The 15,121-nt window shown below is 75.2% G+C and carries 11 protein-coding genes and 1 pseudogene; 2 read left to right on the forward strand and 10 right to left on the reverse strand.

Translation table 11 applies throughout. The annotated features are described in order from the left end of the window. Positions 1–113 precede the first annotated feature (113 nt). Positions 114–1,583 carry a PLP-dependent aminotransferase family protein gene (locus tag ABZ923_RS35750; RefSeq protein WP_361480693.1) on the forward strand — a complete coding sequence of 490 codons (1,470 nt, stop codon included), beginning with the start codon at positions 114–116 and terminating at the stop codon, positions 1,581–1,583. On the opposite strand, the gene ABZ923_RS35755 is transcribed toward ABZ923_RS35750, so the two are convergent. The 10 genes from ABZ923_RS35755 to ABZ923_RS35800 form a co-directional block, all read right to left on the reverse strand. Beyond that, positions 1,519–1,971, reverse strand: coding sequence for a hypothetical protein (locus ABZ923_RS35755; protein ID WP_361480664.1), 453 nt, complete (start codon positions 1,969–1,971; stop codon positions 1,519–1,521). The genes ABZ923_RS35750 and ABZ923_RS35755 overlap by 65 nt on opposite strands. A 152-nt stretch (positions 1,972–2,123) precedes the next feature. Next, complete coding sequence (locus ABZ923_RS35760) at positions 2,124–2,633, reverse strand: O-acetyl-ADP-ribose deacetylase (protein ID WP_361480667.1); 510 nt, start codon at positions 2,631–2,633, stop codon at positions 2,124–2,126. Continuing rightward, complete coding sequence (locus tag ABZ923_RS35765) at positions 2,630–4,042, reverse strand: NAD(P)/FAD-dependent oxidoreductase (RefSeq protein ID WP_361480670.1); 1,413 nt, start codon at positions 4,040–4,042, stop codon at positions 2,630–2,632. Before ABZ923_RS35765 ends, ABZ923_RS35760 begins: the two co-directional genes overlap by 4 nt. A 97-nt stretch (positions 4,043–4,139) precedes the next feature. Further along, the gene (locus ABZ923_RS35770) at positions 4,140–4,985 is read right to left on the reverse strand and encodes an inositol monophosphatase family protein (protein ID WP_361480673.1); all 846 of its coding nucleotides are present in this window, start codon (positions 4,983–4,985) and stop codon (positions 4,140–4,142) included. A 120-nt stretch (positions 4,986–5,105) separates the two neighbouring features. Next, positions 5,106–6,905 (reverse strand): gamma-glutamyltransferase, encoded by a 1,800-nt coding sequence (locus tag ABZ923_RS35775; RefSeq protein WP_361480676.1) that lies wholly within the window; start codon positions 6,903–6,905, stop codon positions 5,106–5,108. Between the two features lie 65 nt (positions 6,906–6,970). Beyond that, positions 6,971–7,279 (reverse strand): hypothetical protein, encoded by a 309-nt coding sequence (locus tag ABZ923_RS35780; protein ID WP_361480679.1) that lies wholly within the window; start codon positions 7,277–7,279, stop codon positions 6,971–6,973. A gap of 247 nt (positions 7,280–7,526) precedes the next feature. After that, positions 7,527–9,221: a RecQ family ATP-dependent DNA helicase gene (locus ABZ923_RS35785; protein ID WP_361480681.1), complete on the reverse strand. Its 1,695-nt coding sequence runs from the start codon at positions 9,219–9,221 to the stop codon at positions 7,527–7,529. A 73-nt stretch (positions 9,222–9,294) separates the two neighbouring features. Next, on the reverse strand, positions 9,295–11,541 hold the full coding sequence (locus ABZ923_RS35790; RefSeq protein ID WP_361480684.1) for a prolyl oligopeptidase family serine peptidase: 2,247 nt from the start codon (positions 11,539–11,541) through the stop codon (positions 9,295–9,297). Then, entirely contained in the window at positions 11,517–13,298 is a 1,782-nt protein-coding gene (locus ABZ923_RS35795; protein WP_361480687.1) for an N-acetylglutaminylglutamine amidotransferase, read from the reverse strand. Before ABZ923_RS35795 ends, ABZ923_RS35790 begins: the two co-directional genes overlap by 25 nt. A 205-nt stretch (positions 13,299–13,503) precedes the next feature. After that, positions 13,504–14,694, reverse strand: coding sequence for a glutamate--cysteine ligase (locus ABZ923_RS35800; RefSeq protein ID WP_361480690.1), 1,191 nt, complete (start codon positions 14,692–14,694; stop codon positions 13,504–13,506). A gap of 271 nt (positions 14,695–14,965) precedes the next feature. On the opposite strand from ABZ923_RS35800, the pseudogene ABZ923_RS35805 reads away from it, so the two are divergent. Then, positions 14,966–15,121 (forward strand): annotated as a pseudogene (locus ABZ923_RS35805) (GlsB/YeaQ/YmgE family stress response membrane protein); the annotation flags it as partial.

Raw genomic sequence — 15,121 nt, forward strand, 5'->3', positions numbered from 1 at the left:
ACGGCGGGCCCACTGGAACGGACAGCCATCCACGCACCGGCCAGGCCGGCGGACCGCACGCCGGGCGCGACGGCGAGCCGGACGGCAGCCGGCCCGGCGGGCCGCGCACAGGGCTGCGCGGAGACGAACCGGATGAGGCGTGCGCCGGGCGGGACGGCGGGCCCACTGGAACGGACAGCCATCCACGCACCGGCCAGGCCGGCGGACCGCACGCCGGGCGCGACGGCGAGCCGGACGGCAGCCGGCCCCGCAGGCCGTACGCACCGGAGGGGGCGCGTGCCTGCCGGGACGGTGGGGACGCGGGGACGGGCAGTGGGCTACTCAGCGGCGGGGCCCACGGGGCGGGCGCCGGGCGGGGCGGTGGGGCGGTGTTCGGGGGTGTGCCCGGGGCGGAGGTGTTCGATGTGTTGCGGGCCGCGCCGGCGGACGTCGACCTCACGCCGGGGCGGCCCGACCTCAGCACCTTTCCGCGGGCGGCCTGGCTGCGGGCCGAGCGGGCTGTGCTGGCCGGGCTCTCCGCCGACCAGCTCGGTTACGGCGACCCGCGCGGAGCGCCCCCGCTGCGGCGGGCGGTCGCGGACTGGCTCGCGCGGGTGCGGGGCGTACGGGTGGAGCCGGACGCGGTGCTGGTCGTCGCCGGCACCGCGCAGGCGCTGACGCTGCTGCACCCGGTGCTGCGCGCGGACGGCGTCGACGCGGTCGCGGTGGAGGATCCCGGTTCGCTGGGGGCCCGCCAGCACCTGGGGAACGGGGGCCTGGCCACCCCGCCGGTGCCGGTCGACGAGGAGGGCGTACGGGTCGACGCGCTGCGGGCGAACGGCGCCCGGGCCGTCCTGCTGACGCCCGCCCACCAGTTCCCGACCGGCGTGGTGACCAGCGGTGAACGCCGGCGTGAGCTGCTGGCGTGGGCGCGCGGCGGCGGGCTGATCCTGGAGGACGACTACGACGCCGAGCACCGCTACGACCGCCCCCCGGTCCCGGCGCTGCGCGCCCTGCTGGCCGACCGGGTCTGCTACATGGGCAGCGTCTCGAAGCTGCTCGCGCCGGCGCTGCGGATCGGCTGGCTGGTGGCCCCGGCCCGCCACCGTGCCGCGCTGGTCGACGCCAAGCGCTTCAACGACCTCGGCAACGCGGTGCTGCCCCAGCTGGTGCTGGCCCGGCTGATGGAGTCCGGGGAGCTGGAGCGGCATCTGAGGCTGGTGCGCGGGCGCCACCGCAGGCGCCGGGACGCGATGATCGCCGCCCTCGCCGAGCACCTCCCGGGGGCGCGGGTGCACGGAGCCGCGGCGGGCCTGCACCTGACGGTGACGTACGCCGGGGACGTGCCCGACACCGAGTTCGCCGCGGCGGCGCTCGCGCGGGGCGTGAAGTGCCAGCCGCTCTCCTGGCACCGGCAGCGGCCCGGCCCGCCCGGTCTGGTCCTCGGGTACGCGGCCACCCCGCCGGGTGTCGTCGCCGACGGGGTGGCCGTGCTCGGCAGGACGCTGCGCGAGCTGGGCGGACCGGCCGCCGCGCGCCTCAGGCCACCGCTTCCTGGCGGGTCGCCAGGGCCCAGATCAGGAAGACGTCGATCGCCATCATGACGAACGACCAGACCGGCTGGTACGGCAGGAAGAGGAACTGCGCGATGAGGCTGAGGGAGACGACGAACAGACCGGCGAAGCGGGCCCAGGCCATGTCCATGAGCAGGCCGACGCCGATCAGCAGGACCAGCGCGCCGAGAATGATGTGGATCACGCCCCAGCCGGTGAGGCTCATCCTGTAGACGTAGGCGCCGACGCGGAAGTAGACGTCGTCCCCGGCGATCGCGGCGATGCCCTGGAGGACGGCGAGGACACCGCTGCACACCATCAGGACGCCGGCGAACGTGACGCCGCCGGTCGCCCAGCCACCGCCCCGGGCCGTGGGCTGCCCCGGCGGCCACGAGCCGCCCGAGGAGGCCGGTTTTCCGGGCTGCGCTGCCTGGCTCATGAGCGTGTCCTTCCTGCCGCCCCGTTCGTCCGGTGCCCGGGCGCTCGCGCGGAGCACCGGGGCATTCCGAGCGTCGGGCAGGCGGCGGCCGGGCGCACCGGGTACTGCGCCGTCCGGGTGATCCGGGGCGGGTCGGGTACGCGGGGCGCGTGTCAGCCGGTCTGCCGGGCGAACGCCTCGTACGCGCGCTCGTCGAACAGCACGAACCGGACCTCCTCCACGGCCGTCGGCGTGCTCCGTACCGCCTCCACGGCGATGCGCGCCGCGTCCTCAATCGGCCAGCGGTACACGCCGGTGGAGATCGCCGGGAACGCGACCGTGCGGGCGCCGAGTTCGCCGACGACCCGCAGGGACTCGCGGTAGCAGGAGGCGAGCAGGTCCGAGCGGTCCTCGTCCGGGCTGTACACCGGGCCGACGGTGTGGATCACCCAGCGGGCGTCCAGTTCGCCCGCCGTGGTGGCGACCGCCTGGCCGGTGGGCAGGCCCTTGCCGTACCGGGAGGCGCGCAGGGCGCGGCACTCCGCCAGGACGGCGGGGCCGCCGCGGCGGTGGATCGCGCCGTCCACGCCTCCGCCGCCGAGGAGGGAGGAGTTGGCCGCGTTGACGATGGCGTCGACGTGCTGCCGGGTGATGTCGCCCTGGACGAGCGTGAGGGTGGTCATGTCGTCCGTCGCAGTCTCCGCCAGACGGCCTTGGCCGCGTTGTGGCCGGACATGCCGTGCACGCCGGGTCCGGGCGGGGTGGCCGAGGAGCAGATGAACACGGCCGGGTGAGGCGTGTGGTACGGGTACAGGGACAGCTTGGGGCGCAGCAGCAGCTGGAGCCCGGAGGCCGCGCCGCAGGCGATGTCGCCGCCGACGTAGTTGGCGTTGCGGGCGGCCATCTCGGCGGGTCCGGCGGTGGCGCGGGCGAGCACGCGGTCGCGGAAGCCGGGGGCGAACCGCTCCAGCTGGCGTTCTATGGCGTCGGTGAGGTCCCCGGACCAGCCGTTCGGCACATGGCCGTACGCCCAGAAGACCTGCTTGCCCTCGGGGGCGCGGGTGGGGTCGGCTACGCTGGGCTGCACGGTGATCATGAACGGTCTGTCGGGGGCGCGGCCCTCCCGGGAGGCGGCGCGCAGGGCGGTGCCGATCTCGGCCCGGCTCGCGCCGATCTGCACGGTGCCGGCGGTGCGGGCCTCGGGCGCGGTCCACGGCACCGGCCCGTCCAGCGCGTAGTCGATCTTGAAGACGCTGGGGCCGTAGCGGTAGTTCGCGTAGTAGTCGCCGAAGCCGGCGATGCGGGCGAGCGCGGCGGGCGAGGTGTCGAAGACGTAGGCACGCGCGGGCGGCAGGTCGTCCAGCCGCTTGACCTCGTAGTCGGTGTGCACGGCGCCGCCGAGGTCGGTCAGGTAGGCGGCGAGGGCATCGGAGATGGCCTGGGAGCCGCCGCGGGGCACCGGCCAGCCGCGGGCGTGCGCGGAGAGCGCGAAGACCAGACCGATGGCGCTGGTGGCGAGGCCGTCCAGCGGCGCCATCACATGGGCGACCAGGCCCGCGAAGAGGGCCTTGAACCGCTCGTCCTTGAAGCGGCGCATCAGCCAGGTGGACGGCGGCAGGCCGGCCAGGCCGAAGCGGGCCAGGGTGACCGGGTCGCGCGGCAGCGCGGTCAGCGGCAGGGACATGAAGTCGCGTACGAGGGTGTCCCAGTGGGCGAGGAGCGGCTCGACCAGTCTGCGGTACGGCCCCGCGTCGCGCGGTCCGAAGGAGGCGGCGGTCTCGGCCACCGAGCGGGAGAGCACGGCCGCGCTGCCGTCCGGGAACGGGTGGGCCATGGGCAGCGGGGCGTGGAGCCACTCCAGGCCGTACCGGTCGAGGGGCAGCGCGCGGAACGCCGGGGAGTTGACGCCGAGGGGGTGGGCGGCCGAGCACGGGTCGTGCCGGAAGCCGGGGAGGGTCAGTTCCTCGGTGCGGGCGCCGCCGCCCACGGTGGGCTTCGCCTCGAACAGGGCCACGGAGAAGCCGCGGCGGGCCAGCTCCACGGCAGCGGTCAGTCCGTTCGGTCCCGCACCCACCACGACCGCATCGAGCATCGACGGCACCTTCGGACCCCTTCGTCAGCCGACGGCCATTCCTGATCAGGATATGCCGGGGGACCGGCACTCCCCCGGCCCGGGTGGCCCCGGAGCGTCAGGACGCGCTGCGCAGCAGGCCGGCCACCCGCCGGGCGGTGGCGGCGTCCCGGGCGGCGGTGAACGGCAGTGCGTTGCCGCCGGTGACGCGGAACGGCTCGCCGCTCAGGGTGAGGTGCGCGCCGCCCGCCTCCTCAACCAGGAGCAGACCGGCCGCGTGGTCCCAGGCGGCCTCCCAGGAGAACGCCACGGCGTCCAGCTCGCCCCGGGCGACGGCGAGGTACTCCAGGCCGGCGGAGCCGCACGCGCGCGGGGCGAGGCCGTCGGTCCACAGCACGCGCAGCGCGCGCTTCTGCACGTCGGTGGTGTAGTCGGGGTGGGAGGTGGCGACGACGAGGTCCCGGCCGGGGGCGGGGGCGCCCGCGGACAGCCGCCGCCCGTCGAGGAAGGCGCCGTGGCCGCGGACGGCGGTGGCGAGCTGGTCGCGCGCCGCCGCGTAGGTCCACGAGGCCCGTACGACGCCGCGCTGGACGAGCGCCACCAGGGTGCAGAAGCCGTCGTCGCCGTGCACGAACTGGCGGGTGCCGTCGACGGGGTCGACGATCCAGACCGGGGCGTCGCCCTGGAGCGCCTCGTACACCGCCGGGTCGGCGTGCACCGCTTCCTCGCCGACCACGACCGAGCCGGGCAGCAGGGCGCCGAGGTCCTCGGTGAGCCGCAGTTCGGCGAGGCGGTCGGCGTCCGTCACCAGGTCGTGCGGGCCGTTCTTCTGGTCCACCTCGTGCGCGGCGAGCCGGCGGAAGCGGGGCAGGATCTCGGCCGCGGCGGCCTTGCGGACCGCCTCCTCCACGTCGGCCGAGCAGCGGGCGAGAAACTCCTCGATGGTTTCCGTCTCTTCGATCATGTCCCCCATCAGAACACGGCCCACTGACAATCCCCGCCGCCGGCCGGTGCACGCGGGGTGGAATCGGGATGAAGAGCCGGGGCCGGCACCGTCCCCCGCGCGGGCGCCCCGGCAGCGCCGTCAGCGGCCGACGGCGTAGCCCTGCATGCCGCGCGGGTTGGCCGCCGCCGACAGCACGCCGGTCTCCGGGTCCCGGGCCACCGCGCACAGCCGCCCCTCGGACCAGGCGGGGCCGACGGTGACGTCGTGGCCGCGCCGCCGCAGCTCCTCGATCACACCGGGCTCGGTACGGGACTCCACGGTGACGCTGCCGGGCCGCCGGCCGCGCGGGTGGAAGGAACTGGGGGCGCTGTCGTTGTGCCAGTTGGGGGCGTCGACGGCGCCCTGCAGGTCGAGGCCGCCGCGGACGGGGGCGCGCAGGGCGGCGGCCAGCAGGAAGTGCAGCTGCCACTGGTCCTGCTGGTCGCCGCCGGGCGTGCCGAACGCCAGGACCGGCACGCCGTCGCGCAGCGCGAGGGACGGGGTGAGGGTGGTGCGGGGGCGGCGGCCCGGGGTGAGCGTGTTGGGCAGGCCCTCCTCCAGCCAGGTCATCTGCAGCCGGGTGCCGAGCGGGAAGCCCAGCTCGGGGACGACCGGGTTGGACTGGAGCCAGCCGCCGCTGGGCGTGGCCGCGATCATGTTGCCCCAGCGGTCGACGACGTCCAGGTGGCAGGTGTCGCCGCGGGTCGTGCCGTCGGCGGCGACGGTCGGCTCGCCGGCGCCCATCGGGTCGAAGCCGGACCCGGTGCCGTCCGGCACGCACGCGTGTGCGCCTGCGCGTGCGGGCAGCCGCGGGGTGCGTCCGCCGGGGCTGCCGGGGCGCAGCCCGTGGTCGGCCTTCTCGCCGACGAGGGTCCGCCGTGCGCTGTTGTAGTCGTCCGACAGCAGGTCCGCGAGGGGTACCTCGGCGGCGTCCCCGTACCAGGCCTCGCGGTCGGCCATGGCGAGCTTGCAGCCCTCGATCAGCAGGTGGACGTAGTCGGCGGAGCCGTACGCCGGCAGTTCGGGCGGGAGCAGGGCGAGCTGCTGGAGCAGGACGGGGCCCTGGCTCCAGGGGCCGGCCTTGCACACGGTCCAGCCGTGCCAGTCGTACGTCACCGGTGTCTCGTAGGTCGCCGACCAGCCGGCCAGGTCGGCCTCGGTGAGCGTGCCGGTGTGCCGCTCGCCGCTGGTGTCCAGGGTGGGGCGCCGGGACTGCCGTACCAGGGCCTCGGCGATGAAGCCGGAGCGCCACACCTCGCGCGCGGCGTCGATCCGCGCCTCCCGGCCGCCCGCGCGGGCGGTCTCGGCCAGCAGCCGCTTCCAGGTGGCGGCGAGGGCGGGGTTGCGCAGCAGGGTGCCGGGGCGGGGCGCCCGGCCGCCGGGCAGGTACAGGTCGGCCGAGGAGGTCCACTCGGTCTCGAAGAGCCGCCGTACGCTCTCGACGGTCAGACCGACGTTCTCCACGGGCGCGTGCCCGTGTTCGGCGTACCCGATGGCGTATCCGAGCACGTCCTCCAGGGACTTGGTGCCGTGGTCGCGCAGGAGCAGCAGCCAGGCGTCGAAGGCGCCGGGCACGGCGGCGGCCAGCGGTCCGGTGCCCGGTACGAGGTCCAGACCGAGGCCCCGGTAGTGCGCCGGCGTGGCCCCGGCCGGGGCCACGCCCTGCCCGCACAGGACGCGCACCTCGCCGCCCGCCGGGGCGAGCAGGATCGGCACCTCGCCGGCCGGTCCGTTGAGGTGCGGCTCCACGACGTGCAGGACGAACGCCCCGGCCACGGCCGCGTCGAAGGCGTTGCCCCCGCTCTCCAGGACCGCCATCGCCGACTGCGAGGCGAGCCAGTGGGTGGAGGACACCATGCCGAAGGTGCCCTGGAGGGTGGGGCGCGTCGTGAAATGCATCTCCGCCTCGGTGGTCGCGTGCGTCAGCCGGCGTCGTCGGTGCTCCGGACCGTTCCGGGGAGAATCTACGGTCGCGGGCGGACGCGCTGCCACCGTGGGCGGGCGTCGCCGCCGCGGTGTCCGGCCACGGAGGCGCAGCGCCGGCACACCCGCCGCACGCGGTCGGCCGCGCCGCCGGATTCCGGGAAGGTGTCGGGCCAGGCGACGTGCGGGAAGCGCACGAGCCGGGAGCGGCTGAGGGACAGCCCGCACACGGTCTCGTTGCGGCCAGGCTCCCAGGCGTGGACCTCGCCGGCGGGCAGCCTGCGCCGGCCCTCCTCCTCGTCGGTCCACTGCCCGGAGGCGGCGACGGCGTACTGCTTGCCGCGTTTCACGGCCGGCACGTCACAGGGAGCGTTTCGGCGCCGGGTGCCTCCGGCACAGGGACGCGGAGGTGGTCCATGGCTGTCCTCCTCGGGGGTGTCCGGGCTCAGGTGTCTCGGCGCGGCCGGCCCGAGCCGGGAGCCGGACCGCACCACGGCCGGGTTGCACGGGCGCCGGAGCCGAAACGGCACGGGCCGGGTCCGGACGTCCAGGGCCTTTCGTCCGGATCAGCCCGGCGTGATCCGAACGACAGGCCCTCTAGGGCTGCTCCGGGCCGCTGGTCACGGTGAGCAGGTCGTCCCGTGCGGCCAGGGCGTCCAGGGAGAGCGTGCGGTAGCCGGCCTCGTCGAAGAGGACGGTGATGCGGTCGCCGTCCTCGCTCAGCACGGTGCCGCGGCCCCACCCGCCGTGCCGCACCGCGGCTCCCGGCGGATAGGTGCCGGCGTCCGGGTGCCGGCCGGTGCCCGCCGCGTCGCCGTCGCCGCTCTCCTGCGCGTCGCACACGTCGCAGTTGCCGCAGGGGGCTTCGTACTCCTCGCCGAAGTAGCCCAGCAGGAAGCGCCGTCGGCAGCCGGTGGTCTCGGCGTACGCCCGGGCCATGTCCACGCGCGAGCGGTCCATGCGCTTGTGGGCCTCGGCGGTGTCCACGGCTCGCCGCACCGCGCGTGCCGGTGCCGTGCCCGGGACCGGCCGGACGGCGCCCGAGGCATCCGTGACCACGGCGTCCGCTTCCTCCAGCAGGTTCACGGCCGCGGTGACCCGGGCCCGCGACAGGTCGGTGTCGCGGCGCAGTCCGGCGAGGTCCGCCGGGGCGTCCCGGTGGGCGTGGACCGCCCGTACGACCGCCTCCACGGCCTGGGGGCGGGGCGTGCGGCTGCTGAAGTACGCCTGCATCCCGGTGTCCTCGGTGCGGTAGTGCAGTACGGCGAGGGCGGGCTGTCCGTCGCGGCCGCAGCGCCCGACCTCCTGGTAGTAGGCGTCCAGGGAACCCGGCAGCGACGCGTGCAGCACGAACCGCACGTTCTCCTTGTCGATGCCCATCCCGAAGGCCGACGTCGCCACCACGACGTCCAGGTCGCCGGAGAGGAACGCCTCGTGGATCCGCCGGCGTTCGGCGGCCCGCAGCCCCGCGTGGTAGGCGTCGGCGGCAAGCCCGAGGGAGGCCAGTTCCGCGGCGTAGGTCTCGCTGTCCTTGCGCGTCGCCGCGTAGACGATGCCGGGCTTGGGAGCGGCGGCGGCGTCCTCCAGGACGCGGGCCCGGCGCTCGTCGTCGTCGAGGTGGCGGTGGGCCTCCAGTCTGATGCCCGGACGGTCGAATCCGGTGACGAGCTGCCGCGGCCGGTCCATGCCGAGCCGTTCGACGATGTCCTGCCGTACCGGCGGCGCGGCGGTCGCCGTGAGCGCGAGCACGGGCGGCCGGCCCAGCCGCCGCACGGCCTGGGCCAGGCGCAGGTAGTCGGGCCGGAAGTCGTGGCCCCACGAGGACACGCACTGGGCCTCGTCGACCACGAGGAGGGCGGGGCGCGCCTCGGTCAGCCGCCGGACGACCTCGTCCTTGGCCAGTTGCTCCGGGGACAGGTAGACGTAGCGCACCGAGCCCTCGCGGACGGCGGCCCAGGCCTCCTCGGTCTCGGCCGCGCCCAGGTCGGAGTTGACGGCGACGGCGCCCGGGCCGCGGTCGCCGCCGGGCAGTCCCGCGATCTGGTCCCGCTGCAGGGCCAGCAGCGGTGACACGACGACGACCGGCCCGGACAGCAGCAGGGCGGGAACCTGGTACACGGCGGACTTGCCCGATCCGGTCGGCATGACGACGAGGCAGTCGCGTCCCTCCAGCACCCACTCCATGGCGGTGAGCTGTTCGGGGCGCAGCTCCTCCCAGCCGAACACCTCGGCGGCCGTCTCGCGCAGCCGCCCGGCCCGCCGTCCGCGGGCCGGCGGTCCTTCCCCGGTCATCGGCACACTCCTCGTACGGTGGCAGGGCTGCCCGGGGTACCCCGGCCTCCGGCGAGTACCCCGGGCACGGCGGTCAGCCGCCCAGGTGCCGCTGCAGCCAGTCGGCGGCGGCGCGGCGGAAGAGCCGGCGGTTGTCGGCGCGCAGGAACTCGTGTCCCTCGTCGAGCAGGGTGAGCAGTTCGGCGGGGACACCGCGCTCGCGGGCGGCCCGTACGAACTGCTCCGACTCCCCCGGCGGCACATTCGTGTCGTGCTCCCCGTGCACGGCGAGCACCGGTGCGCGCAGCGCGTCGATGCGGCTCATCGGTGACAGCGACCGCAGCAGTTCACGGTCGCGTTCGGGGTGGCCGTACTTGTGGGCCGCCGACTGGGCGATCCAGGGTTCGGTGCCCTCGAAGAACGTCGCGAGGTCCGACATGCCGCACACCGCGACCCCGGTGCGGAACAGGTCCGGGTGCCAGACCAGGGAGGCGAACGTGAGGTAGCCGCCGTACGAGCGGCCCATCACCGCCAGCCGGGCGGGATCGGCCGGGCCGGCCAGCACCGCGTGGGCGGCGCAGTCCGCCACGTCGTCGATCGCGGCGAACCGCCCCCGTCCCAGGTCCGCGTCGACGAACGACCGGCCGTATCCGGAGGACCCGCGGACGTCGGGTGCGAAGATGTCGAGTCCGCGCCCGAGGATCTCGTGGTACAGGGGGTTGAGGACGGGGCGTTCCTGGTCCTCGGGGCCGCCGTGCAGATGGATGACGCAGGGTGCCGGTTCGCCGGGGCCGCGGCCCGGCGCGCGGTAGTACCAGCCGTTCAGCGGCAGCCCGTCCCGGGCGATGGGCCGCAGCGGGACCGGTCGCACGGGCGGACGGCCCGGGGGGACGGCGTCCTCGTCGCGTGACGACCAGGGGGTGCGCACCGGGGTCGCGCCGTCGGGCAGCCACCAGATGCCGGGGCGGCGGCGGGACCCGGACAGGGCCAGCAGCAGCCGCGGGCCGGCGTCCGTGATGCGCGTGACCACCTCGTGGGGCAGGGACACGGTCCGGGTGGGGCCCGGGTCCGATCCGGGCCGGGCGGACGCCTCCGTGTCCATGACCTCCAGCTCGCTCATGCCCCGGACGTTCCAGGCGAGCACGGCGAAGCTGCCGTCGCGGGTGCACCGCAGCAGCTCCAGGTCGGTGTTCTCCCGTGCGGCGGCGGCCGACCAGCCGCGCGGCCGCCCGTCCGGGCCGAGCTCGGCGGCGAGCAGGACCGCGAACTCCCGGTAGGCGTTGCTGCGCAGCCAGAGGGTGTCCGCGCGGGGTGAGAAGCCGCCGATCCACGGGTCCCCGTCGGCCACCGGCATCACGCAGGTCGTCACGAGGTCGGCGGTGCGCAGCACGACCGCCTCGCGCCGGCCGCGGGGTCCCCGGCGCAGCAGCGCGAGCGCGCCGTCCCGGCTGAGGTCGCACACGCGGAGCGTCGCCGCGTCCTTCTCCACGGCGAGCAGGACGGGGGCGGCGACACCGTCGGGATCGATGAGGTACGCGGACAGTCCGTCGCCGAACCCGGCCGCCGGGGCGGTGCCACCGCCCGGTGCGCCGATCGCCGTCGTCCCGACGGCGAGGAGGGGTGAGGGCAGTGCAGGTCCGGGGGCGGTGTGGGGTGCCGGGCCGAGCAGCTCGGTGTCGCCGGTGGGGCCATGCCAGTGGGCCGGCAGGTGGCCGTCGGCGGGCCCGGGGACGGGGGTACCGGTCTCCGCCACGGCGTCCGGGGCGGAGACGGCGGTGGGCACCGCGACGGTGACCGCGATCGCCGATCCGTCGTGCGCCCAGCAGCCCAGGTGGGCCGAGGTGCCCGGCTCGGCGCCGGCGAGGATGTGCCGGTCGCTGCCGTCGGGGCGGACGCACAGCACCCGGGTGAGCTCGCCGCCGCCGGGGGCCGTCGTGTAGGCGATCCACCGGCCGTCGGGCGACCAGGACACCTCCGTCACGGGATCCGGTCCGTCGTCGAGCAGGCGTACGGCGTCGCCGTCGGGGGGTCCCGTCCACAGCTGTGGCACGCCGCCCCGGTCGCAGATGAAGGCGACCTGCGTGTCGGCCGGGTCGGCCGAGGGGTACCAGCAGCCGTGCGCGATGAGCCGCGTCGGCGCGTCGCGCGGCCCGGAGGCGTCGGGCAGCGGAACGCGGGCGGGCGCGGCGAAGGCGGCGGTACGGCCGTCCGTGGCCGGCGGGGACGGGTGGGGGGTCCGCCTCGGGTGGGCGGTGGCGGGCCGCCCGGCACCGGCCGGGCCGGCGTCGGGCGGCCGTACCGCGGGCGGTTCCCCGGTCAGATTCCGTGCGTCTGCAGCCATATCTCCAGCAAAGCCACTTGCCACAGTGCGTTCGCTCCGCGCTTGGTGCGGTGTCGGTCGGGGGCCGCCAGGAGTCGGGCGACGTAGGAGTCCTGGAAGAGCCCGCGCCGCTTCGCCTCGGGGGCGCCCAGCGCCTCACGCACCTTGTCCAGGACGGGTCCGGCCATGTGGGTGATCGCCGGGACCGGGAAGTAGCCCTTGGGGCGGTCGACCACCTCGTGGGGCAGCAGTTTGCGGCCGGCCTCCTTCAGGACGCCCTTGCCGCCGTCGGCCAGCTTCAGCTCCGGCGGGCATGCGGCCGCCAGCTCGACCAGTTCGTGGTCGAGGAACGGCACGCGGGCCTCCAGGCCCCAGTCCATCGTCATGTTGTCGACCCGCTTGACCGGGTCGTCCACCAGCATGACATGGGTGTCGAGGCGCAGGGCGGCGTCGAGCGCCGTCTCCGCCCCGGGCGCCGCCATGTGCTCGCGGACGAACCGGCCGGAGACGTCCTCCCGCGGCAGCATGTCCGGTTGCAGCATCGCGGCGAGGTCGGCGTGCGGCCGGTCGAAGTACGTCTCGGCATACCTGTCCGGCTCCTGTTCGCGGGCCACGGCGGCCAGCTCCGGGTACCAGTGGTAGCCGGCGAAGACCTCGTCGGCGCCCTGCCCGCTCTGGACGACCTTGACGTTCTTCGACACCTGCTCGGACAGCAGGTGGAAGGCGACCACGTCGTGGCTCATCATGGGCTCGCTCATCGCCGCGACCGCCGCGTCCAGCGCCGTCGACACGCGCTGCGAGGGGACCACCAGCTGATGGTGATCGGTGGCGAACTCCCTGGCCACCAGGTCGGAGTAGCGGAACTCGTCCCCCTCGTCACCGGCCTCCGCCTCGAAGCCCACGCTGAACGTCGCCAGGTCCCGCTGCCCCTCGTCGGCCAGCAGGGCCACGATCAGGCTGGAGTCCAGTCCTCCGGACAGCAGCACGCCGACCGGCACGTCGGCGACCATCCGCCGCCGTACGGCGGTGCGCAGCGCCTCCAGCACCGCGTCCCGCCACTCGGCGGCGCCCATGCCGGCGTGCTCGGGGCGGCGCGTGTACGACGGCTGCCAGTAGCGGTGGTCCCGGTGGGTGCCGTCCGGCTCGACGACCCGCACGGTGGCCGGGGGAAGCTTGCGCACCCCCGCCAGCACGGTCCGGGGGGCGGCCACCGTCGCGTGCCAGCTGAGGTACTGGTGCACGGCGACCGGGTCGAGCGAGGTGTCCACGCCGCCGGCCGCGAGCAGGGCGGGCAGCGAGGAGGCGAAGCGCAGCCGCCCCGGGGTCTGCGCCAGGTACAGGGGCTTGATGCCGAGCCGGTCGCGGCCCAGGATCAGCCGGCCGGTGCGGTGCTCGACGAGGGCGAAGGCGAACATGCCGTGGAAGCGGTCGACACAGGCGGTGCCCCACTGGCGGTACGCCACGAGGACGACCTCGGTGTCGGAGGTGGACCGGAACCGGTGGCCGAGGGCCGTCAGCTCCGCGCGCAGCTCCTTGTAGTTGTAGATGCACCCGTTGAAGACACCGGTGACCTCCTGTCCGGTGTCGGTCAGCGGCTGCGCCCCGCGCTCGGAGAGGTCGATGATCTTCAGTCGGCGGTGCCCCAGCGCGACGGCGTCCCGTGACCAGACCCCCTCGCCGTCGGGTCCGCGGGCGGCGAGCCGGTCGTTCATGCGCTCGACGGCCGCCAGGTCGGGCCGGGTGCCGTCGAAGCGCATCTCTCCGCTCAGACCGCACATCCGCGACCACCTCCCTGCTGCTGCGCGTACGGGTCGCGCAGGGTGCGCGGCGGAGAGGTGCGCGGCGGGCCGCCCACCGGTATGTGGCCGGAACTGATGGACACGGTGGTTCTTCTCCTTCGTAACGGGAGCGGGTACGGACGGGTACGACGAGGCGTCGTTGCAGGCGGGGCGCCGAGAGCCCCGGGGGGTTCTCCCGTACGCCTCAGCGGCCGGCGATGCCGGCCCGGCCGGCCCCCGAGGGGTACGCGACGGGGCGTCCCGGGGAGGCGACGTGCCGGGCGGGGGCGGCGGGCCGCCGGCGCGGCTGGTCGTCGCCCCGGGTCTCCGCGATCGCGAGATCGGTGCAGGCGAGCAGGTCGTCCGCTTCGGCGGTGCGGCGCATGCGGTGGGCGGCGCTGCCGGTGGCGAGCGCGCGCTCCGCGAGGTCCCGGACCGTGGGCCAGTCCCCGGCGGCCTCCAGCGCCGGGCGCACCCGTGCGAGCAGGCGCCGGACGACCTCGGCGGCCGGTGCCTCGTGCCGGGTACCGGGGTCGATCAGGACCCCTTCCAGGCCCGACCGCGCGGCCCGCCAGGCGGCGGCGCGCAGCCACTCGTGCCGGCCCCGGCAGGCCGGCGCGTCCGTCGTCTCCAGCCGCTCGCGGGCCTCGGTCACCAGGGCACGGTAGAGCCCGGCGATCAGCACGACCGTCTCCGGCCGGGGGCAGGCGTCGCAGATGCGCAGTTCGAGGGTCTGCTGGTGGGCGGAGGGCCGGATGTCGTGGTAGATCATTCCCGCGTCGCTGATGACACCGGAGTCGATCAGGCACTGCACGGCCGCGTCGTAGTCGGCGGCGTCGGCGTAGCAACCCGGCGGGCCCGCGGTGGGCCAGCGCTGCCACACCATCGTCCGCCAGCTGGCATAGCCGGTGTCGGCGCCCAGCCAGAAGGGGGAACTGGCGGACAGGGCCAGCAGGACGTGCAGCCACGGGGACACCTCGCACATGAGGCGCACGGCCAGGTCGCGGTCGGGCACGTCGACGTGGACGTGGGTTCCGCAGATCAGCTGCTCGTCGGCGATCATGCGGTATTCGTCGACCATGTGGCGGTAGCGGCGCCCGTCGGTCGGGCGGGTGTCCTGCGTGCGGGCCAGCGGCACGGTACCGGCGGCGACCACGGCCAGTCCCTGGGCGCTCGCCGCGGCGTCGAGCCGGCGTCTGGACCGGATCACGTCGTCGTACAGGCCGGCGAGGGAGTCGTGCACCCCGCTGTTCGACTCGACGGTCGCCTGCTGCAGTTCGGTCGTGAAGGTGCCTTGGGGGAGCTTCTCCAGCATGGCGTCGGCTCGGGGGGCGAGCAGGCCCGTCTCCACCTCGACGATGTGGAACTCCTCTTCCACTCCGATGCGAACGGTCACGGCACTCCTAAGGTGACGGGCGAACGCTGACTGCCTCACCCGGGGAATTCGACCCGCTCGGCCGGTTCACCGGAGGCGGGCTGTGCACCTCCGACTTCCCACCAGGCCCATTACTAAGCAGGGGCGCTCTTCGGAGAGCCCTATCTCACGGATGAGCGGCCGCCGCATCCCGCTCGGGAGCCCTCGATTCGGAAAGAGGACGTTTGTACGAGCGCAGACGGTACAGACGGGAGCTAACACCGTCTTTATGCGACGAGAGAGGGAGACGCACATGGGCATCATCGCGTGGATCATCATCGGCCTGCTCGCCGGCGCCATCGCCAAGGCCATCATGCCGGGCAAGGACCCGGGCGGCATCATCATCACCATGCTCATCGGCGTGGCCGGCGGTCTGCTCGGCGGCTGGCTCGGCAAGGTGATCTTCAAC

Source organism: Streptomyces sp. NPDC046881 (genome assembly GCF_040645015.1).
Lineage (GTDB): Bacteria > Actinomycetota > Actinomycetes > Streptomycetales > Streptomycetaceae > Streptomyces.